This window comes from Pseudomonas sp. NPDC089392, assembly GCF_044749595.1.
Classification (GTDB): Bacteria; Pseudomonadota; Gammaproteobacteria; order Pseudomonadales; family Pseudomonadaceae; genus Aquipseudomonas.
Genome location: NZ_JBIVIF010000014.1, coordinates 40,160 through 61,082, shown reverse-complemented (window position 1 = coordinate 61,082; position 20,923 = coordinate 40,160). Strand labels below are relative to the sequence as shown.

The window sequence follows — 20,923 nt, the reverse complement described above, 5'->3', positions numbered from 1 at the left end:
CCCGATGAAAGCATTCACCCTTGCAACCCTGATGACCCTGGCCGCAAGCCCGGCGTTCGCCTTCAACCTCAGCGACGCCGCCAACGCCGTCTCCGCCATGCAAAACCAGCAACAGCAAGGCCAGGTGCAGGCGCCCGAGGCGCAGGCCAATTTGCTTAACACCCTGGGCAGCGAATTGAAGATCACCCCCGAACAAGCTGTGGGCGGGGCGGGGGCGATGTTGGGGTTGGCACGCAACAATCTCAGCAGCGAGGACTATGGCCAGCTGACCAAGGCAGTGCCGGGGCTGGACCTACTGGCGGGGGCCAATGCGCTGGGTGGGTTGAGTGGGTTGGGCGATTTACTGGGCAAGAACAGCGAGAACCCGTCGGCGTTGAACAATGCGCTGGGTGGCAATGTGGAGAACCGCAGCGACCTGGACAATGCGTTCAAGGCACTGGGCATGGATACCGGGATGATCGGGCAGTTTGCGCCGTTGCTGTTGCAGTACCTGGGGCAGCAGGGGATTGCTGGGTCGTTGCTGCAGAGTCTGGGGAGTTTGTGGACTACGCCGGCAATCGCATCCGCACCGTCGGTATGAGTTCAGAGGGCACTGGAGCTCACAGATATACCGCGCAGGGACGAGCGATCAGTGCCCCTTGCTTTTGAACGAATTTTTCCAGTAGATTTTCATGAGCGTGTTTTGCGAATCTCCCGCTCAAGATAGTCAAATCGTCGTTTTACTTCGTTAAGGCTATCAAGCCTTTTTTCGTATGTGACATTCACTGTGAACCTGTTGAACGTGAATGCTGTACTTTCCTCGTTAAGATAGGCACGTTCATTAAGTAGGTGTTCGCTAGCTGCGAACTCTCTTTCGAAATGCTTCATGAGGTCGATCCGGTATCTAAATTGTTCCTGTTTTGAAAGGGGCGCTTCTTTTGAGTAGGTCGCACGTGAAGGTATGTTGCTAAAATGTAGCGTTTTTTTTACCCCGGCGGTCTCAGGGTTTTTCAAAATGCCACGTGGCAATCCATTTTCGGCCCTAGCGGTACTGGGGTTTCGAAAATAACCAGAAACCAGTTTGACAATATTGTTTATCACCAGTTTCAATCGCATATGCCCCGTGGGGTCACGATAGTTTACAGGGTCATCTGCGCAGAAAGCATAAGCGTTAATACCACCTTGACCGAACGGGCTGAGATCGTCGGGGCCCTGAAAGCGCATCAAGGCCGGGCTGTAGCTGCGGTAGCCCTGGCCCAGTGCATATGTGCGGGAGAGCGGGTCATATCGCTCACCATTGAAGCCAAGCATGATTGCCTGGCTGCCTTTGTTTGAATGTTGCCCGTAAGGGCTATAGGAGCGTGGGAATGACACCGCGTCTGACCTCGCAATGCTTGTATGCTTGTAGTCTTGCTATTCGCGAGGCCACGCACAACTAGCAAAACTGTCAGTGCACGAAGCTGGCGTCAGCCCGCTTCTGTGAAGTCCACCAGGCGCACCGGGCGTCGGAAGCCTGCGGTCAGCACCGCCAGGTACGCCAGGCCCAGGGCAAACCAGCACAGGCCAATCACCAAGGTCAGCGCCGACAAGCTGGTCCACAGCCACAAGGTTAGCCCCAACCCCACCAGCGGCACCAGGCCATAGCTCAGCAGGCCTTTGAAGTTACGCTGCGAGGCATCGTCCATCAGGTGTGTCTTCACCACCGCCAGGTTCACCGCCGAAAACGCCACCAGCGCACCAAAGCTGATCAGCGAGGCGAGGGTCGCCAGGTCGATCACCAAGGCCAGCAGCGAAAACGCCGACACCAGCGCAATGGCAAACACCGGTGTGCCGAAACGCGGCGACAGGTAACCAAAGGTGCGACGTGGCAGCACGTTGTCGCGCCCCATGGTGAACAGGATGCGCGATACCGCCGCCTGCGAAGCTAGCGCCGAACCCAGGCTGCCAGCAACATACGCAGCAGTGAAGAAGTTGGCCAGGAACTGCCCGCCAGCCTTGAACATCACCTCGTTGGCCGCCGCGTCGGCATTGGCAAAGCTGCTGCCCGGCAATACCAACTGGCTGACGTACGCCAGCACGGTGAACAGCACGCCGGCAAACAACGTAGTAAGGATGATCGCCCGTGGCACATCACGGCGGGCATCGCGGCATTCTTCGGCAAGGGTCGAGACGGCATCGAAACCGAGGAACGACAGGCACAGTACCGCCGCGCCAGCCATGATCGGGCCGAAGCCAGGCTGCGAGCCATCACCCAGCAGCGGTGACAACAGGTCCAGCGGCTGGCCGGCCAGCGACTGGCAGGACAGGGCGACGAATACCACGATGAACACGATCTGCGCGCCAACGATCAGGTTGCTGGTCTTGGCAACCGAGTGGATGCCGATCACGTTGAGCACCGTGACCAGGGCGATCGAGGCCAGCGCGATGGACCACGCCGGGATAGCCGGGAAGGCGATGTTGAGGAACAGGCCGATCAGCAGGTAGTTGATCATCGGCAGGAACAGGTAGTCCAGCAGCAGCGACCAGCCGGCCAGGAAGCCGACGTTGGGGCCGAACGCCATGTTGGTGTAGGAGTATGCCGAGCCTGCAACCGGGAAGCGCTTGACCATGAAGCTGTAGGACGCGGCGGTGAACAGCATGGCCACCAGCGTGACCATGTAGGCGGCAGCGGTGCGGCCGCCGGTGAGTTCAGTGACGATGCCGTAGGTGGTGAAGATGGTCAGCGGGACCATGTACACCAGGCCGAAAAACACCAGGGCGGGCAGGCCGAGGACACGGCGGAGCTGGGCGGGGGTGGAGCTGGGTGGGTTGGCCATCGTTCGATCCAGAGCGTTTTTGTAGTTGTGCTTTGGTCGATTTTTATCCACTTAGGTGGGGGATGACAAAAAAGTAATCCTTATGCTGATTATTAGCCTTGGTTTTAATCGGGTTCTGGCTATGGCAGGTCCGGCCTCTTCGCGGGTGAACCCGCTCCTACAAGGGGCGGCGCAGGCCTGAAGGTTGCCAGTGTAGGAGCGGGTTTACCCGCGAAGAGGCCGGATCAGGCGGTAAAGATCTCAGCTCATTTCCGCCCGCAGTTTCTCGATCCGCTGATCCTTGTCCACCCACAACTGGTTCACCCAGGCCTGCACAGTCTGACGAAACTCAGGATCATTCTCGTAATCCCCCGCCCACAGCGCCGGGTCCAGCTCGCGCACCTGAATGTCGATAATCACCCGGCTGATGCTGCCATTGAGCAAGTCCCAGAACCCTGGCGCCTTGTTGCCCGGGTAGACGATCGTCACGTCGAGCAAGGCATCCAGCTGCTCACCCAGCGCCGCCAGCACGAACGCCACGCCACCGGCCTTGGGCTTTAGCAGGTAACGATACGGCGACTGTTGTTCCTGGCGTTTGGCCTCTGTAAACCGCGTGCCCTCCAGGTAGTTCACCACAGTCACCGGCTGGCGCTTGAACAGCTCGCAGGCCGCCTTGGTGATTTCCAGGTCCTTGCCCTTCAGCTCCGGGTGCTTCTCCAGAAACGCCTTGCTGTAGCGCTTCATGAACGGGTAATCCAGCCCCCACCAGGCCAGCCCCAGCAGCGGCACCCAGATCAGCTCTTTCTTCAGGAAGAATTTGAAGAACGGCGTGCGGCGGTTGAGGCTTTCGATCAGTGCCGGAATGTCGACCCAGGTCTGGTGGTTGCTCACGGCCAGGTAGGAGGTGTCCTTGCGCAGGTTCTCCACGCCGCGGATGTCCCACTGGGTGGGGATGCACAAGGCGAAGATCGCTTTGTCGATTTCCGACCACGCCTCGGCCACCCACATTACCGCTGCAGAGGCATAGTCTCGCCACCGGCCCGGCAACACCAGCTTGAGCAGGGCGAAGACCAGCAGCGGGCAGATCATCACCACAGTGTTGAGCAGCAGCAGGGTGGTTGTAAGAATGCCGGTCAGCAGGCGACGCATAAAGAGACTCTTGTTGTGGGAGATAAACGGTTGGCAATGATAAGCAGCGCCGTGGCCTACGCCAAATATCCGATGCCCGACGGCGGGGACAAATGTTTCACATTATGTTGGTTAGGCTTGTTTCATCGAACCTATCCTGCCAGTGCAGTCTAAGCACTGACCCTTCTCAAGGAAGCCTGCTTGTGAAATCTCTGTTTGCCATATTGTCGCTGTTGGCATTGCCGGTAATGGCCGCCGAACCCACGATCTACGGTCGGTACGAGAACATCGCCCTGCCCGAACTGGGCGAAACCCTGAAAGCCAAGATGGACACCGGTGCCTTTACTGCGTCGCTGTCGGCCAAGGACATCGAGCTGTTCACCCGTGATGGTGACGAGTGGGTGCGCTTCCGCCTGGCGACCAAGGATTCGGATGGCAAGGTGTACGAGCACAAGGTCTCGCGCATCAGCAAGATCAAGGGCCGTGCCGATGAAGAGGAGGAAGGCGATGCACCGGAAATCTCCAAGCGCCCGGTGGTCGACCTGGAGCTGTGCCTGGGTGACGTGAAGCGCACCGTGGAAGTGAACCTCGTGGACCGCAGCAGCTTCAACTACCCTCTGCTGATCGGCTCCAAGGCGCTGCGCGAGTTCAAGGCGGCAGTGAACCCGGCGAAGAAGTTTACGGCTGGCAAGCCTGGCTGCTGACCCAAAGCCAGACTGGCCCCGCTTTTTGTAGGAGCGGCCTTGCGTCGCGATAGGGCTGCAACGCAGCCCCGGCAATTCATGCGTTATCGTTGAATTCCGAGGGGCCGCTCTGCGGCCCTATCGCGACACAAGGCCGCTCCTACACTATAAGGCGTCGCCATAGAGACCTGCACAGGCCCGGACGCCATGCCCCATATCCTCATCGTCGAAGACGAAGCTGCCATCGCCGACACCCTGGTCTACGCCCTGCAGGCCGACGGCCACAGCACCGAATGGGTGACCTTGGGCAGCGCCGCCCTCGACCAGCAGCGCCAGCGCCCGGCTGACCTGATCATCCTCGACATCGGCCTGCCCGATATCAGCGGCTTCGAGACCTGCCGCCAACTGCGCCGCTTCAGTGAAGTACCGGTGATGTTCCTCAGCGCCCGCGACGGTGAAATCGACCGGGTGGTAGGCCTGGAGATCGGTGCTGACGACTACGTGATAAAACCCTTCAGCCCGCGTGAAGTGGCCGCACGTGTAAGGGCGATTCTCAAGCGCATGGCTCCCAGGGCCGAGCCTGCCAATGAAGCCGCACTGTTCCAGCTCGACACCCTGCGCATGCAGATCACCTACCGCAGCCAGGCCCTGACCCTGACCCGTCACGAATTCCGCCTGCTGCAATGCCTGCTGGAACAGCCGCAGCGGGTGTTCAGCCGCGAACAGCTGCTCGACGCCCTGGGTGTGGCCTCCGACGTGGGCTACGAGCGTACCATCGACAGCCATATCAAGAGCCTGCGCGCCAAGCTGCGCCAGGTGGCCAGCAGCGCCGAGCCAATCCAGACCCACCGCGGCCTCGGTTACAGCTACAACCCGGAGCATGCCTGATGCGCCTGGGTATCCGGATATTCCTGGTGTACTTCCTGTTCGTCGGCCTGGCGGGCTACTTCCTGCTCAACACGGTGCGCGAGCAGATCCGCCCGGTGGTGCGCCAGTCTTCCGAAGAAACGCTGGTGGACACCGCCAACCTGTTGGCCGAGATCCTGCGCGATGACGTCAAGGCCGGCACCCTGAACCAGGGCCGGCTGCCCGAGGTACTCAAGGCCTACGGCTCGCGCAGCCCGGGCGCGCAGATCTGGGGGCTGGCCAAGAACCAGGTCAGCCATCGTATCTATGTCACCGACGCCAAGGGCATTGTGCTGCTGGACTCCAGCGGTGAGGCCCTGGGCAAGGACTATTCGAAGTGGAACGACGTGCTACTGACCCTGCGTGGCCAGTATGGCGCCCGCTCCACCCGCAGCGACCCCAACGATGAAAGCACCTCGGTGATGCACGTTGGCGCCCCCATCCTCGACGACGGCAAGATCATCGGCGTGGTCACTGTGGCCAAGCCCAACAGCTCGCTGCAGCCGTACATCGACCGCTCCGAGCAGCGGTTGCTCATCCTGGGCCTAGGGCTGATCGGTTTGGGCTTGCTGATTGGCGCGGTGCTGTCGTGGTGGTTGGCGCGCTCGCTGCGCAAGTTGGCGGCTTATGCCCAGGCGGTCAGTGAAGGTGAGCGTGCGGAACTGCCGCATTACAAGGGCGGTGAGTTGGCGAACCTGGCACAGGCGGTGGAACGCATGCGCACCCAGCTGGAGGGCAAGGCCTATGTCGAACGCTACGTACATACCTTGACCCACGAGCTGAAGAGCCCGCTGGCGGCCATTCGGGGTGCTTCCGAGTTATTGCAGGACGACATGCCAGCCGAACAGCGCGTGCGCTTTGCCAGCAACATCGAGCGGGAAAGCGACCGCTTGCAGCAGATGATCGAGCGCTTGCTCAACCTGGCCCGGGTGGAGCAGATGCAGGCGTTGGAAGACGAACAGCAAGTGGCGCTGGCGGCGTTGGTGGACGAGTTGCTGCTGGCCCATGCGCCGCGCATTGAAAGCGCCAATTTGCAGGTGCGTCAGCGGGTGCCGGCTGGTATGCGTTTGTTGTGTGATCCGTTTTTGATGCGCCAGGCGCTGGCCAACCTGCTCGACAACGCGCTGGACTTTACCCCGGAGGGTGGCGCGCTGCTGTTCGACCTGGAGCGCGATGGCGAGCGGGTGGCGTTGAGTTTGTTCAACCAGGGGCAGGCAATTCCGGCGTATGCCATTGGCCGGGTGAGCGAGCGGTTCTATTCGCTGCCGCGGCCGGGGAGTGGGCGCAAGAGCACCGGGCTGGGGCTGAATTTTGTGGCGGAGGTGATGCAGCTGCATGGTGGGGCGTTGGCGGTGGATAACGTTGATGGCGGGGTGCGGGTGAGGTTGTGGCTGCCGCTGCGGCGGATCAGCTGAGATAGCCGGGGCTGCTTTGCAGCCCATCGCGACGCAAGGCCGCTCCTACAGGGACCGCGCAATGTCGGGTTTTACGCGGTCCCTGTAGGAGCGGCCTTGCGTCGCGACGGGCCGCAAAGCGGCCCCAAATACACTCAAATCCCACACGGTCTCCACAAAGCCTCCACGCAAGGCGCAGACACTGCGCCCACTGCCACAGGAGGCCCCATGAACAAGACCCTCGGTTTCAAACTCGGCATGATCACCATGCTGATCTTGCTGCTGCTCATCCCGCTACTGCTGATCAACGGCCTGATCGACGAACGCCAGGCCCTGCGCGACAGCGTGCTGCGCGATATCGCCCAGAGCGCCAGCTTCGACCAGCAACTCAGCGGCCCGCTGCTGGTGGTGCCTTACCGCAAGTACCAGCGCCGCTGGATCGACAAAGACGGCGAGCGCACCCAGGAGACCAGCACTATCGCCGGCCACCTGTACTTCCTGCCGGAAACCTTCGACGCCGACCTTGGCGTAGACACCGAACTGCGCGCCCGTGGTATCCACCAGGCCCGGCTGTTCCATGCCAAGGGCCGTATCAGCGGCCGCTTCAAGCTCCCGGAGCGCTGGGGCATCGACAAGGACTTCGACGATTACCGTTTCGACAAACCGTTCCTGGTGGTGGGCATCAGCGATATCCGCGGTATCGAAAACGGCCTTGAACTGAGCATGGACGAGCAAAAGGTACCGTTCGAAGCCGGCACCCAGCTCGACTGGATGCGTGGCGGTGTGCACGCCAGCCTGCCTGGGCTGGATGGCCTGCAGGCGCGGGAGTTCAGCTACGGCTTCGACCTGGCGCTGCAAGGCACCGGTCAGTTGCACGTGGTGCCGGTGGGCCGTACCAGCAGCGTGGACATGCGCGCCAACTGGCCGCACCCGAGCTTTGTTGGCAGCTACTTGCCCAGCCGCCGCGACATCGACGCCCAGGGGTTCACAGCCCATTGGCAGACCTCGTTCTTTGCCACCAACCTTGAAGACGCCCTGCGCCAGTGTGCCGGGGCCGGGCAGTGCGCCGAGTTCAGCGAGCGCAGCTTCGGCGTCAGCTTCGTTGACCCGGTGGACCAGTACCTGAAGAGCGAACGGGCGATCAAGTACGCCTTGCTGTTCATTGCCCTGACCTTTGCCGGCTTCTTCCTGTTCGAAGTGCTGAAGAACCTCAGCGTGCACCCAGTGCAGTACATCCTGGTAGGTGTGGCGCTGGCGTTCTTCTACTTGTTGCTGCTGTCGTTGTCCGAGCACATCGGATTTGGCTTGGCCTATGGGCTTTCGGCTGCGGCGTGTGTGCTGCTGATTGGCTTTTACCTGAGCCACGTGCTGCGCAGGGCTGGGCGTGGGGTCGGGTTCGCGGCGGGGCTGGCGGCGTTGTATGCGCTGCTTTATGGGCTGTTGAGTGCCGAGGACTATGCGCTGCTGATGGGTTCGCTGCTGTGCTTTGGCTTGCTGGGGGTGTTCATGGTGCTGACCCGGCGGCTGGACTGGGCGCGGGTGGGGAGGGCGGCATGAGGGAGGATAAAGAGATCGGGCGGTGGTTGGCCCTCAGGATTGGTTTGCTGTTTCCTGTGATATAGAGGTAAGGCCTTCGCGGGTGAACCCGCTCCTACAAAGACAGTGTTGACCTTTGTAGGAGCGGGTTTACCCGCGAAGAGGCCCTTCAGGCCACCGGAGAAGTGGCGACCATCGACGGCCGCTTGGCCACCTCGGCATACCACGCCGCCAGCCCAGGCTGGCGCTCACGCCAGCCAAACTCCGGCTGACGCAAATCCAGATACCCCAGTGCACAGGCCACGCCAATCGCCGCCAGGTCAAACCCGGACATCAGCTCGGGCAGGTGCTCCTGCTCCAGGTTGGCCAGGCTACGGCGGATCTTCTCGCCCTGCGCCTGCAGCCAACCATCCCAGCGCTTGTCTTCAGGCCGCAGGAAGCTCTCATAGCGGCTCGACACCGCCGCATCCATGATTGCATCCGCCTGCGACACCAAGGTCATGCGCCGCCAGCGCGCCGAGCCTTCGCGTGGCAGCAGCGGCAGGCCGACGTGCTGCAGGTCGAGGTACTCACAGATCACTCGGCTGTCATGCAGCACGGTGCCGTCGTCCAGGCGCAGGGCCGGGATCTTGCCGATCGGGTTGTCCTGGTTGAGCTGCGGGTCGCCGCTCACCGGGCTGATGTTCACCGGCTGCAGCGTTATCCGCTCAAGCTGGCCGGTCTCGTGCAGCACCACCATGACCTTGCGCACGAAAGGCGACAACGGCGAGTGGAACAGGGTCATCGTGCTCATGCGTCAGTTACCTTGCAGGCTCGGTGGCAGGCACACGCCGGTGCCGCCGATACCGCAGTAGCCGTCCGGGTTCTTTGCCAGGTACTGCTGGTGGTAGGCTTCGGCGAAGTACACGGTTGGCGCCTGGTCGATTTCGGTGGTGATCTCGCCGAAGCCAGACTTTTGCAGTTCAGCCTGGTACTCGGCTTTGCTGGCTTGCGCCTCTTTCAGCTGTTCCGGGCTGGTGCAGTAGATAGCCGAGCGGTACTGGGTGCCGATGTCGTTGCCTTGGCGCATGCCCTGGGTCGGGTTGTGCAGTTCCCAGAACATCGCCAGCAGCTCGCGGTAGCTGACCTTGTCCTTGTCGAACACCACCAGCACCACTTCGGTGTGGCCGGTCAGGCCCGAGCAGACTTCTTCGTAGGTAGGGTTTGGTGTGAAGCCGCCGGCGTAGCCGACCACGGTGCTGACCACACCTTCACGCTGCCAGAAGCGGCGCTCGGCGCCCCAGAAGCAACCCAGGCCGAAGATGGCGAAGTCGATGGCGCCCTCGAAGAACGGGCCGAGCAGTGGGGTGCCTTCGAACACGTAGTGGAACTCGGGCAGGCTCATTGGCGTGTCGCGGCCAGGCAGGGCCTGTTCCGCGGTAGGCATGACGTTTTTGTTCACCAGGATTTCCGAACGCAGGACCATGGCCGTTCCTCTGTATGTCTTTGAGATGGGGGCTGGGGCATTCGCGGGTAAACCCGCTCCTACAGGTACACCACGGTCTCGAATACTGTGGTGTACCTGTGAGAGCGGGTTCACCCGCGAAGGGGCCCGTATGGTCTCTATAGTGCCCGAGGTTTAAGTCGCTGTCAGGCCACCGGGCCACGCGGGTAGCGCTTCAACCGCTCAGCCAGTTCGCGCCCGGGGATCGGCCGGTCGAACAGGTACCCCTGGCCCACATCACAGCGGTGCCGGCGCAGGAACGCCAGCTGCTCCGGCGTCTCGATCCCCTCGGCCACTACCTTCAGCTTCAGGTTATGTGCCATGGCCACCACCGCCGAGGTGATTTCCATGTCGTCCTGGTTATCCGGGATTTCGTTGATGAAGCTGCGGTCGATCTTGAGGATGTCGATCGGAAACTTCTTCAGGTAGCTCAACGACGAATAACCGGTACCGAAGTCGTCCATGGCCAGGGTCAGGCCCAGGGCCTTCAGCTCGTCCAGCTGGCGGTGAGTATCTTCGCTGGCTTCCAGCAGCAGGCCTTCGGTCAGTTCCAGCTCCAGCAGGTGCGCAGGCAGGTCTTCTTCTGTGAGGATGGTGCTGATCGACGCCACCAGGTCCGGGTCGGAGAACTGCTTGGGCGACAGGTTGATGGCCACATGCAGGTTGCCCATGCCCGCCTCGCGCAGTTGCTGGCTCATGCGGCACGACTGGCGCACCACCCATTTGCCGATGGGGATGATCAGGCCGGTCTCTTCGGCCACGCTGATGAACTGGTCCGGGCGGATCATGCCGCGCTCGGGGTGGTTCCAGCGCAGCAGCGCTTCCAGGCCCAGCAGGCGGCCGCTGCGCAGGCACAGCTTGGGCTGGTAGAACACTTCCAGCTCGTTCTGGGTCAGGGCGCGGCGCAGGTTGTTCTCGACGAACAGCTTGTAGCTGGCTTCGGCGTTGAGCACTTCGGTAAACACCTGCACCTGGTGCTTGCCGTTGGCCTTGGCCTTGTGCAGTGCCAGGCCGGCGTTTTTCATAAGGCTGGCGGGGTCGGTGCCGTGCAGCGGCGCACAGGCGAGGCCGACCGAGGCGGTGACGTTGATCAGCTGGTTGTCGACGAACATCGGCTTGTCGAGGGTGCGCAGCAACTGCTGGGCAACGCCCTGGCCATCCTCCAGGCTGGTGTCGTCAAGCAGCACGGCGAACTCGTTACTGGCAAACCGCGCCAGGATGCCGCCGGTGTGCAGGCTGTTGCGCAGGCGCCTGGCCAGGCTGATCAGCAGCTTGTCGCCGGTCTGGTGGCCGAGGCTGTCGTTGATGCGCTTGAAATTGTCGATGTCCACCAGCAGCAGGCACATGGTGTTTTCGCCATCCCGGGCAAAGCGTTCGTCCAGGCTGCGGATGAACGCCGGGCGGTTACCCAGGTTGGTCAGGTTGTCGGTGTAGGCCAGGCGTTCGATACGCTGCTGCGCCAGCTTGGTCTGGGTGACGTCTTCGTAGATGCCGATGTAGTGGGTCAGCTCACGGTTGTCGCCGTACACCTTGGAGATCGACAACTGGCCCCAGTAGGGCTCCAGGTTCTTGCGCCGGCTCTTGAACTCGCCCTGCCAGCTGTTGCCCATGGCCAGGCTGGATGGCGAATCGAACAGCAGTTCGCTGAGGTTCTCCAGTGCTGGCAGTTCGCCCAGGTGGCGGCCCTGCACTTCGTCGGTGCTGTACTGGGTGATCGCGGTGAAGCTTGGGTTGACGTACTCCACCCGGCCATCGCGGTTGACCAGCAGAAAGGCGCTGGCGCTTTGCTCGACCGCACGCTGGAACAGGTGCAGGGCGTTGGCTGCGGCGCGCCGGTTGTGGTTGGTAATGACCTGGGCAAACTGGTCGGCCAGCTCGCCGGCAAAGGCTATTTCGTCCGACTGCCAGGCCCGTGGCTGGCAGGTTTGCTCCAGGCACAGCACGCCAACAACCTGGCCATCGACGCGGATACTGGCATCGAGCATGGCCTTGTTTTCTGGGCGCAGGCTTTGTGTCAGGGCGCGGGTGCGTGGGTCGTGGCCGGCGTTGTGGGCGTCGATGGCGCGGCTGGCATGCAGCGCGTCGAGGTAGTCGGGGAAGCGGCTGGCATCGATGGCTTCGGGCTGGCGGTGCTCCTGCGCCTCGCGGTACCATGCGATGATCGGCTCCAGGCGCTGGTCTTCCAGGTGCCAGATGCTGGCGCTGTCGACCTTGTAGATTTCGCAGGCGCTCTGGGTAATCAGCTGGGCGGCTTCGAGCAGCGAGTTGCCGGCGCTGTAGCGCTGGCGGGCCAGACGCAGGATCAGGTCTTGCTGGCCGCGCACCCGCTCCAGGTGCTCAAGTTGTTCCTGCTGCGCGCGCTGGTTCAGTTGCAGGGCCAGTTGCAGGCGGTTGTTGCGCGACTCAAGGTCGCTGGCATCGCCCTCGCCGGTATCTTCGGCCTGGTCGTCGAGAACGCTCAGGTAGCCGCGCAGTAGCTGGCGGTTGTGCTGCTTGAAGGCTTCACCGGTCTCCAGCAGGCGCAGCGACGCGCTTGGCGTGTGCAGGGTGTAGCGCACGCGGTAGTAGCCGCACTGGGCCAATTGCAGCTGGATCTCGTCATGCAGCCGGTAGCGTGCCTCGGGTTCCATCAGGCTGGCGTAGGGCGCGTCTACCAGGGCGCACAGGTCGCCGGCGTGCAAACCGAACTGGCGCTCGCAGGCCGGGTCGAGGTAAAGCATGGCCCAAGTGGCTTCGTTGAGCCTTTCGAAACGCAGCATGCCGAGCCGCGAGGGCACGGGTAACTGCGTGACGACCTCGGCCGCCACACGGCTGGCGGCATCGGGTTGGCTTTTCATCGAAGACTCGCTTGAAGAGGGGACGCGGCCTTGGGGCGGCGGCGGGTTCGGCAAGGTTGCATCATGTCCCGAGGGCTGGCAAGCGGCCATGCGTGATGCTGTGTACGGGTTATCGGCGGTTTGGCCGGAATCTGTAGCTTGGCTGGGGATTTTGGGGCAACTGTGCGGCCTGTGGGAGCGGGTTTACCCGCGAACACCGGCATAGCCGGTGCCATGTACCGAGTTGGAATCTTCGCGGGTGAACCCGCTCCCACAGAGGGCGCAGCCCTCGCAAAATATCCAGGCAAAAAAAGCCCCGCCAATTGGCGGGGTTGAGGTACGAGCGTGGCAGCTCGAAAAGGGTACTGCCCCTCGCAGGGAGGGGCAGTGTGCTGCCTTACAGCAGCATGGTGCGGATATCGCCCAGCACGTCGCCCAGGCGCTTGGTGAAGCGCGCGGCAGCAGCGCCGTTGATCACACGGTGATCGTAGGACAGCGACAGCGGCAGCATCAGCTTCGGCTGGAAAGCCTTGCCATCCCAGACTGGCTGCATGGTCGCCTTGGAGACGCCCAGGATAGCCACTTCCGGCGCGTTGACGATCGGCGTGAAGCCGGTGCCGCCAATGTGGCCGAGGCTGGAGATGGTGAAGCAAGCGCCCTGCATCTCGTCAGCCGACAGCTTCTTGGTGCGGGCTTTTTCAGCCAGCGCCGCCGCTTCGGCAGCCAGTTGCAGCAGGCTCTTCTGGTCGACGTTCTTGATCACAGGGACCAGCAGGCCGTCCGGGGTGTCCACGGCGAAGCCGATGTGCACGTACTTCTTGCGGATGATGGCCTTGCCGCTTGGCGCCAGCGAGCTGTTGAAGTCCGGCAGTTCCTTGAGCAGGAAGGCGCAGGCCTTGAGCAGCAGTGGCAGCACGGTCAGCTTCACGCCAGCCTTCTCGGCCACGGCCTTCTGCGCAACGCGGAAGGCTTCCAGCTCGGTGATGTCGGCGGAGTCGAACTGGGTCACGTGCGGCACGTTCAGCCAGCTGCGGTGCAGGTTGGCAGCACCGACCTGCATCAGGCGGGTGAGGGCCACTTCTTCCACTTCACCGAACTTGCTGAAGTCCACGGCCGGGATCGGCGGGATGCCGGCGCCGCCGGTTGCGCCAGCGGCTGCTGGTGCCTCCTTGGCCTTCTGCATCATCGCCTTGACGTAAACCTGCACGTCTTCTTTCAGGATGCGGCCGTGCGGGCCGGTAGCAGCAACAGCGCCCAGCTCGACACCGAATTCACGGGCCAGCTGACGAACAGCCGGGCCTGCGTGAACCTTGGAGTTGTTGCCGGCAGCCGGTGCGGTAGCAACCGGTGCAGGGGCAGCAGCAGGGGCGGCAGCGGCAGGTGCGGCAGCCGGAGCCGCCTCAGCCTTGGCCGGGGCAGCAGCGGCAGGTGCCGGAGCGGCAGCCGGTGCAGCACCAGCGACTTTCAGCTTGAAGATCAGGTCGCCAGTGCCGACTTCGTCTTCCAGCTTGCACAGGACTTCTTCAACCACGCCGGCAGCCGGCGAAGGGATTTCCATGGAGGCCTTGTCGGACTCCAGGGTAATCAGCGACTGGTCGGCTTCGACGGTGTCGCCGACCTTGACCAGCACTTCGATGATCTTGGCCTTGCCCGACGAGCCGATGTCCGGCACGTGGATGTCCTGCACGCTGGCGGCAGCCGGGGCTGCGGCCGGAGCAGGGGCAGGGGCGGCTTCAGCGGCTGGCGCTGGAGCAGCAGCCGGGGCAGCAGCGGCGGCCGGGGCCTCGGGGGCCGCCGCAGCGGCGCCCTCGGCTTCCAGTACCAGCAGCTCGTCGCCTTCTTTCAGGCGGTCGCCCAGCTTGACCTTGAGTTCCTTGATGACGCCGGCCTTGGGGGCCGGGATCTCCATGGAGGCCTTGTCGGACTCCAGGGTCAGCAGGCTCTGGTCAGCCTCGATACGGTCACCGACCTTGACGAACAGCTCGATGATTTCACCTTCACCGCTGCCGATGTCAGGTACGCGAATGAGTTCGCTCACTTAAAAATACTCCTCAGCAGTCCAGTGGGTTGCGCTTGTCCGGGTCGATACCGAACTTGACGATAGCGTCTGCAACAACCTTTGGTTCGATCTCGCCACGGTCAGCCAGGGCTTCCAGGGCAGCCAGCACCACGAAGTGGCGGTCGACTTCGAAGAAGTGACGCAGCTTCTTGCGGCTGTCGCTGCGACCGTAACCGTCGGTACCCAGGACTTTGAACTCTTTGCTCGGTACCCACTGGCGAATCTGCTCGGCGAACAGCTTCATGTAGTCGGTGGAGGCAATGACCGGGCCTTTGCGGCCAGCCAGGCACTCTTCGACGTAAGTCCGCTGTGGCTTCTGGCCAGGCTTCAGGCGGTTGGCGCGTTCTACGGCCAGGCCGTCGCGGCGCAGTTCGTTGAAGCTGGTGACGCTCCACACGTCGGCACCGACGTTGAACTCTTCACGCAGGATCTTCGCGGCTTCGCGGACTTCGCGCAGGATGGTGCCGGAGCCCATCAGCTGTACGTGGTGCGCGGCTTCGCGGGTGTCTTCTTCCAGCAGGTACATACCCTTGATGATGCCTTCCTCGACACCGGCCGGCATGGCTGGCTGCTGGTAGGATTCGTTCATCACGGTGATGTAGTAGAAGATGTCCTGTTGCTCTTCGGTCATCTTCTTCATGCCGTCCTGGATGATCACCGCCAGCTCGTAGCCGTAGGTTGGATCGTAGGTGCGGCAGTTCGGGATGGTGCCCGCCATCATGTGGCTGTGACCGTCTTCGTGCTGCAGGCCTTCACCGTTGAGGGTGGTACGGCCGGCGGTACCGCCGATCAGGAAGCCACGGGTGCGGCTGTCGCCAGCGGCCCAGGCCAGGTCGCCAATACGCTGGAAGCCGAACATCGAGTAGAAGATGTAGAACGGCAGCATCGGCTGGTTGTGGCAGCTGTACGAGGTACCGGCAGCGATGAACGACGACATGGCGCCGGCTTCGTTGATGCCTTCCTCGAGGATCTGGCCCTTCTTGTCTTCGCGGTAGAACATCACCTGGTCTTTATCGACTGGCTCGTAGAGCTGGCCGACCGACGAGTAGATGCCCAGCTGGCGGAACATGCCTTCCATACCGAAGGTACGGGCTTCGTCCGGGATGATCGGAACGATGCGCTGGCCGATTTCCTTGTCCTTGACCAGCTGCGCCAGAATACGCACGAAGGCCATGGTGGTGGAGATTTCGCGGTCGCCCGAGCCGTCCAGGATCGCTTTCAGCGTTTCCAGTGGCGGGGTCGGAATGCTGAAGCTCTTGGCGCGGCGCTGTGGCACGAAACCACCCAGGGCGTTGCGGCGCTCGGCCAGGTACCTGGCTTCGGCAGAACCTTCTTCCGGCTTGAAGAACGGCAGGTTCTCAAGGTCTGCATCCTTGACCGGGATGTCGAAGCGGTCACGGAAGTGACGCAGGCTGTCGACGTCGACCTTCTTGGTGTTGTGCGCGGTGTTCTTGGCTTCGCCAGCACCGGTACCGTAACCCTTGATGGTCTTGGCCAGGATGACGGTAGGCTGGTCTTTGTGGTTGACCGCCTGGTGGTACGCCGCATAGACCTTGTACGGGTCGTGGCCGCCACGGTTGAGCTTCCAGATCTCGTCGTCGGACAGGTCTTCGACCATGGCCTTGAGTTCTGGGGTGTTGAAGAAGTTTTCACGAACGTACGCGCCGTCTTTGGCTTTGTAGTTCTGATACTCGCCGTCGATGACTTCGTCCATGCGGCGCTGCAGGGCACCGTTGGTGTCCTTGGCCAGCAGAGGGTCCCAGAAGCGGCCCCAGACGACCTTGTTGACGTTCCAGCCACCGCCACGGAACACGCCTTCGAGTTCCTGGATGATCTTGCCGTTGCCGCGAACCGGGCCGTCGAGGCGCTGCAGGTTGCAGTTGATGACGAAGATCAGGTTGTCCAGCTTCTCGCGGCCGGCCAGGGCGATTGCGCCCAGGGATTCCGGCTCGTCGCACTCGCCGTCGCCCATGAAGCACCAGACTTTCTGCTTGCCGGCCGGGATGTAGCCACGGGCTTCCAGGTACTTCATGAAGCGTGCCTGGTAGATGGCCTGGATCGGGCCCAGACCCATCGAAACGGTCGGGAACTGCCAGAAGTCAGGCATCAGCCATGGGTGCGGGTACGAAGACAGGCCGTTGCCGTCCACTTCCTGACGGAAGTTGTTCATCTGGTCTTCGTTGATGCGGCCTTCCATGAAGGCACGGGCATAGACGCCTGGCGAAGCGTGGCCCTGGAAGAAGATCAGGTCGCCGCCGTGTTCTTCGGTCGGGGCCTGGAAGAAGTAGTTGAAGCCGATGTCGTACAGGGTGGCACTGGAGGCGAAGCTGGAGATGTGTCCGCCCAGGTCCGAGTCTTTCAGGTTGGTGCGCATGACCATGGCCAAGGCGTTCCAACGCACCATCGAGCGAATGCGGCGTTCCATGAACAGGTCGCCAGGCATGCGTGCTTCGTGGGTGACAGGGATGGTGTTGCGGTATGGCGTGGTGATCGCATACGGCAGCTGGGAGCCACTACGGGTGGCCAGCTCGCCCATACGGGTCATCAGGTAATGAGCGCGGTCTTCGCCTTCTTTGTCGAGGACCGACTCCAGGGCATCCAGCCATTCCTGGGTTTCGATTGGATCGAGGTCTTGCATGGCTTGCTCCAGGGCGGAAAGGCAACCAGAATCGATTGCCTGAGATTGCGACTGGCCTTATGGGCAGACGTCGTGAATTCTTGGATTACCGGGGTGTCTTCCGGCGCGTTGTAGTTTTACTACATTTGCTTTCGCATTTCATGCTTTTACACGACATGAGTAGTAGTAAAACTACATTTGTGCGACGTTTGGTCGCACCTTGGCTTGTGAGGAAAAACGTTCATGTTGGTTGGCATTGTGTCGCGAACGGGTGGTTCTTGATGTTTGTTGCCAATTATTTGTTTTTTTCAGCTATTTCCAACTTTTGTACGACAGTCCAACCGTGGTCCGGCTTCCCCTTGGCCGCTTTTTCCCCTCTCTTTCACGCCGATCAAGGATAGACCATGCGCCTACCTTTGCCGTCCGACCTGCCCGCCACCCTGCAGCCGCTGATCACTCGCAACCAGCAGTTCATCAGTGATGCGGTGGCCTCCCACCCCGAACTCGACATTAAGGCCTGGAGCCCGCTGCAGCGGCAACAGTTCGATCAGGTTGCTGCCGCCAGCGACTTCGTACTCAGCCTGGCTCAGCGCGAGCCGGCCATGCTGTTCGCCCTGCTGGCCAGTGGCGAGCTGGAGCGGCGTTATGCCCCGGGTGAGCTGCGCAGGCAAATCGCCGCGGCAGCCCAGGCAGCGCAAAGCGAGGACGAGCTGGCGCGCAACCTGCGCCGCGAGCGCAACCGTCAGCAGCTGCGCATTATCTGGCGCGACATCACCCGCCAGGCCGAGCTGGGCGAAACCTGCCGTGACCTGTCCGACCTTGCCGATGGCGCCATCGACGAAGCCTACCAATGGCTGTACCCGCGCCATTGCCAGCAGTTCGGCACGCCCATCGGCAACCGCAGCGGCCAGCCGCAGCACATGGTGGTGCTGGGCATGGGCAAGCTGGGTGCGGTGGAGCTGAACCTGTCGTCGGACATCGACTTGATCTTCGGCTTCCCCGAAGGCGGTGAAACTGAAGGGGTGAAGCGTTCGCTGGACAATCAGGAATTCTTTACCCGCCTGGGCCAGCGGCTGATCAAGGCGCTGGACCCGGTTACCGTCGACGGCTTTGTGTTCCGCGTCGACATGCGCCTGCGCCCTTATGGCTCTGCCGGCTCGCTGGTGCTCAGCTTCAATGCGCTGGAGCAGTACTACCAGGATCAGGGCCGCGACTGGGAACGCTATGCGATGATCAAGGCGCGGGTGGTGGCCGGTGACCAGGCGGCCGGCGCGCAGTTGCAAGAGATGTTGCGCCCGTTCGTGTACCGCCGCTACCTGGACTTTTCCGCGATCGAAGCGCTGCGCACCATGAAGCAGCTGATCCAGCAGGAAGTGCGGCGCAAGGGCATGGCCGACAACATCAAGCTGGGAGCCGGTGGCATCCGCGAGGTGGAGTTCATCGCCCAGGCCTTCCAGCTGATTCACGGCGGGCGCGACCTCAGCTTGCAGCAGCGGCCATTGCTCAAGGTGCTAGCCACGCTGGAGGGCCAGGGTTACCTGCCGCCAGCGGTGGTTGCCGAGCTGCGCGAGGGTTATGAGTTCCTGCGCTACACCGAACACGCCATCCAGGCTATCGCCGACCGCCAGACGCAGATGTTGCCGGAAGGCGAGACCGACCAGGCGCGGGTGGCCTACATGCTCGGCTTTGCCGACTGGCAGAGCTTCCACGACCAGTTGATGTACTGGCGTGGCCGTATCGACTGGCATTTCCGCCAGGTGATCGCCGACCCGGATGATGAAGACGGCGAAGGCGAACTGGTGGTGGGTGGTGAATGGTCGCCGCTGTGGGAGCAGGCGCAGGATGAAGAAGCCGCTGGCCGCCAGCTGCAAGAGGCTGGCTTCAAGCAACCCGCCGAAGCCCTGCGGCGCCTGGCCGGGCTGCGCTCCAGCCCGCAGCTGCGCTCGATGCAGCGTATTGGCCGGGAGCGCCTGGATGCCTTTATCCCGCGGCTGCTGGCCCAGGCGGTGGAGCATGCCAACCCTGACCTGGTGCTTGAGCGGGTGCTGCCACTGGTCGAGGCCGTGGCGCGGCGTTCTGCCTACCTGGTACTGCTTACCGAAAACCCCGGCGCCTTGCGCCGCCTGTTGACCCTGTGCGCCGCCAGCCCGTGGATTGCCGAGCAAATCGCCCTCTACCCGCTGCTGCTTGACGAACTGCTCAATGAAGGCCGCCTGTTCAGCCCGCCACTGGCGCCAGAACTGGCCAGCGAACTGCGTGAGCGCCTGACGCGCATTCCCGAGGATGACCTGGAACAGCAGATGGAGGCGCTGCGCCACTTCAAGCTGGCCCACAGCCTGCGTGTGGCGGCCTCGGAAATCAGCGGCAACCTGCCCTTGATGAAAGTCAGCGACTACCTGACCTGGCTGGGCGAAGCGATTCTCGACCAGGTGCTGGCCCTGGCCTGGCGCCAGACCGTGGCCCGCCACGGCCAACCCAAGCGCAGCGACGGCAGCCTGTGCGACCCGGGCTTCATCATCATTGGTTATGGCAAGGTTGGCGGCCTGGAACTGGGCCACGGCTCGGACCTGGACCTGGTGTTCATTCACGATGGCGACCCGCAGGCCGAGACCGACGGCGCCAAGCCCATCGACAGCGCGCAGTTCTTCACCCGCCTGGGGCAGCGCATCATTCACCTGCTGACCACCCAGACCAACTCGGGCCAGCTGTATGACGTGGACATGCGCCTGCGCCCGTCCGGCGCTTCGGGGCTGCTGGTCAGTTCGCTGGGCGCGTTCGAACGCTACCAGCAGAACGAAGCCTGGACCTGGGAGCACCAGGCCCTGGTGCGGGCCCGCGTGCTGGTGGGTTGCAAGCAGGTGGGCGCGGCGTTTGAAGGTGTACGCGCCAAGGTGCTGGGCCAGGCCCGCGACCTGGAAAAACTGCGCAGCGAAGTGAGCGAAATGCGCGCCAAGATGCGCGACAACCTCGGCACCAAGGCCACGGCTGCCGGTACTGCGGCCAATGCTTTCGAGGCGGGCGTACCCTTCGATATCAAGCAGGATGCCGGCGGTATCGTCGATATTGAATTTATGGTGCAATACGCCGCTTTGGCCTGGTCCCACGACCACCCGGCCATACTCCGATGGACCGATAACATCCGCATTCTGGAAGAGCTGGAGCAGGCAGGTTTGATGCCGGCCAGTGACGCGGTGCTGTTGCGTGAAGTGTACAAGGCGTTCCGCTCGGCCTCGCACCGCCAGGCCCTGCAGAAGCAGGCTGGGGTGATCGATGCGGCGCAGTTTGCCGATGAACGCCGCGAAGTGCGGCGGATCTGGGGTGAATTGGGCCTGACCTGAAGCCCCCGCCAGCCCTGTGGGAGCGGGTTTACCCGCGAAGAAGGCGACGCGGTGCATGGCACCGGCTTCGCCGGTGTTCGCGGGTGAACCCGCTCCCACAGGGTCTGCGATCAGCGGCAGATATGCCTGAGTGGTACACTGTCCGCCACATAGCCTGAATATAAAGAGGGGAGGCCAGGCTGTACGTAG

The 20,923-nt window shown here is 62.5% G+C and carries 14 protein-coding genes; 6 read left to right on the top strand and 8 right to left on the bottom strand.

Going from position 1 to position 20,923, the window contains the following annotated elements; translation table 11 throughout:
* Positions 1-4 precede the first annotated feature (4 nt).
* Positions 5-580 (top strand): DUF2780 domain-containing protein, encoded by a 576-nt coding sequence (locus ACIP1G_RS14455; protein WP_400738044.1) that lies wholly within the window; start codon positions 5-7, stop codon positions 578-580.
* A gap of 89 nt (positions 581-669) precedes the next feature.
* On the opposite strand, the gene ACIP1G_RS14450 is transcribed toward ACIP1G_RS14455, so the two are convergent.
* From ACIP1G_RS14450 to ACIP1G_RS14440, 3 genes are all read right to left on the bottom strand, one after another.
* Entirely contained in the window at positions 670-1,353 is a 684-nt protein-coding gene (locus tag ACIP1G_RS14450) for an RHS repeat-associated core domain-containing protein (RefSeq protein WP_400738041.1), read from the bottom strand.
* 92 nt (positions 1,354-1,445) lie between these two features.
* On the bottom strand, positions 1,446-2,795 hold the full coding sequence (locus ACIP1G_RS14445; protein ID WP_400738038.1) for an APC family permease: 1,350 nt from the start codon (positions 2,793-2,795) through the stop codon (positions 1,446-1,448).
* Positions 2,796-3,035: 240 nt separating this feature from the next.
* Positions 3,036-3,923: an acyltransferase gene (locus ACIP1G_RS14440; protein ID WP_400738035.1), complete on the bottom strand. Its 888-nt coding sequence runs from the start codon at positions 3,921-3,923 to the stop codon at positions 3,036-3,038.
* Between the two features lie 182 nt (positions 3,924-4,105).
* Between ACIP1G_RS14440 and ACIP1G_RS14435 the strand changes: the two genes are divergently transcribed.
* The 4 genes from ACIP1G_RS14435 to creD all read left to right on the top strand — a co-directional run bounded on the left by ACIP1G_RS14435 (position 4,106) and on the right by creD (position 8,442).
* A complete protein-coding gene (locus ACIP1G_RS14435) occupies positions 4,106-4,606 on the top strand; it encodes an ATP-dependent zinc protease (RefSeq protein ID WP_400738032.1) in 501 nt (166 codons plus the stop codon).
* Between the two features lie 186 nt (positions 4,607-4,792).
* Entirely contained in the window at positions 4,793-5,473 is a 681-nt protein-coding gene (creB, locus tag ACIP1G_RS14430; protein ID WP_400738029.1) for a two-component system response regulator CreB, read from the top strand.
* Positions 5,473-6,906 (top strand): two-component system sensor histidine kinase CreC, encoded by a 1,434-nt coding sequence (creC, locus tag ACIP1G_RS14425; protein ID WP_400738026.1) that lies wholly within the window; start codon positions 5,473-5,475, stop codon positions 6,904-6,906. The genes creB and creC overlap by 1 nt, the downstream gene beginning before the upstream one ends.
* Positions 6,907-7,113: 207 nt before the next feature.
* A complete protein-coding gene (gene creD, locus ACIP1G_RS14420; RefSeq protein WP_400738023.1) occupies positions 7,114-8,442 on the top strand; it encodes a cell envelope integrity protein CreD in 1,329 nt (442 codons plus the stop codon).
* A gap of 148 nt (positions 8,443-8,590) precedes the next feature.
* Here creD and ACIP1G_RS14415 read toward each other — a convergent pair whose 3' ends face one another.
* The 5 genes from ACIP1G_RS14415 to aceE all read right to left on the bottom strand — a co-directional run bounded on the left by ACIP1G_RS14415 (position 8,591) and on the right by aceE (position 17,417).
* Complete coding sequence (locus tag ACIP1G_RS14415; protein WP_400738020.1) at positions 8,591-9,214, bottom strand: glutathione S-transferase; 624 nt, start codon at positions 9,212-9,214, stop codon at positions 8,591-8,593.
* Positions 9,215-9,217: 3 nt separating this feature from the next.
* Complete coding sequence (msrA, locus tag ACIP1G_RS14410; protein WP_400738017.1) at positions 9,218-9,886, bottom strand: peptide-methionine (S)-S-oxide reductase MsrA; 669 nt, start codon at positions 9,884-9,886, stop codon at positions 9,218-9,220.
* 164 nt (positions 9,887-10,050) lie between these two features.
* Entirely contained in the window at positions 10,051-12,741 is a 2,691-nt protein-coding gene (locus tag ACIP1G_RS14405; RefSeq protein WP_400738014.1) for a putative bifunctional diguanylate cyclase/phosphodiesterase, read from the bottom strand.
* A gap of 376 nt (positions 12,742-13,117) precedes the next feature.
* Positions 13,118-14,758: a dihydrolipoyllysine-residue acetyltransferase gene (gene aceF, locus ACIP1G_RS14400; protein ID WP_400738011.1), complete on the bottom strand. Its 1,641-nt coding sequence runs from the start codon at positions 14,756-14,758 to the stop codon at positions 13,118-13,120.
* Between the two features lie 13 nt (positions 14,759-14,771).
* A complete protein-coding gene (aceE, locus tag ACIP1G_RS14395; RefSeq protein WP_400738008.1) occupies positions 14,772-17,417 on the bottom strand; it encodes a pyruvate dehydrogenase (acetyl-transferring), homodimeric type in 2,646 nt (881 codons plus the stop codon).
* Between the two features lie 383 nt (positions 17,418-17,800).
* Here aceE and glnE point away from each other — a divergent pair, with 383 nt between their 5' ends.
* On the top strand, positions 17,801-20,734 hold the full coding sequence (gene glnE, locus ACIP1G_RS14390; protein ID WP_400738005.1) for a bifunctional [glutamate--ammonia ligase]-adenylyl-L-tyrosine phosphorylase/[glutamate--ammonia-ligase] adenylyltransferase: 2,934 nt from the start codon (positions 17,801-17,803) through the stop codon (positions 20,732-20,734).
* Positions 20,735-20,923: the final 189 nt, after the last annotated feature.

Bases quoted from the DNA above. Each gene is read 5' to 3' on its own strand.
- ACIP1G_RS14455 (WP_400738044.1), top strand. From the start codon at position 5: ATGAAAGCATTCACCCTTGCAACCCTGATGACCCTGGCCGCAAGCCCG.
- ACIP1G_RS14445 (WP_400738038.1), bottom strand. From the start codon at position 2,795: ATGGCCAACCCACCCAGCTCCACCCCCGCCCAGCTCCGCCGTGTCCTC.
- ACIP1G_RS14440 (WP_400738035.1), bottom strand. From the start codon at position 3,923: ATGCGTCGCCTGCTGACCGGCATTCTTACAACCACCCTGCTGCTGCTC.
- creB (WP_400738029.1), top strand. From the start codon at position 4,793: ATGCCCCATATCCTCATCGTCGAAGACGAAGCTGCCATCGCCGACACC.
- creC (WP_400738026.1), top strand. From the start codon at position 5,473: ATGCGCCTGGGTATCCGGATATTCCTGGTGTACTTCCTGTTCGTCGGC.
- creD (WP_400738023.1), top strand. From the start codon at position 7,114: ATGAACAAGACCCTCGGTTTCAAACTCGGCATGATCACCATGCTGATC.
- ACIP1G_RS14415 (WP_400738020.1), bottom strand. From the start codon at position 9,214: ATGAGCACGATGACCCTGTTCCACTCGCCGTTGTCGCCTTTCGTGCGC.
- msrA (WP_400738017.1), bottom strand. From the start codon at position 9,886: ATGGTCCTGCGTTCGGAAATCCTGGTGAACAAAAACGTCATGCCTACC.
- ACIP1G_RS14405 (WP_400738014.1), bottom strand. From the start codon at position 12,741: ATGAAAAGCCAACCCGATGCCGCCAGCCGTGTGGCGGCCGAGGTCGTC.
- aceE (WP_400738008.1), bottom strand. From the start codon at position 17,417: ATGCAAGACCTCGATCCAATCGAAACCCAGGAATGGCTGGATGCCCTG.
- glnE (WP_400738005.1), top strand. From the start codon at position 17,801: ATGCGCCTACCTTTGCCGTCCGACCTGCCCGCCACCCTGCAGCCGCTG.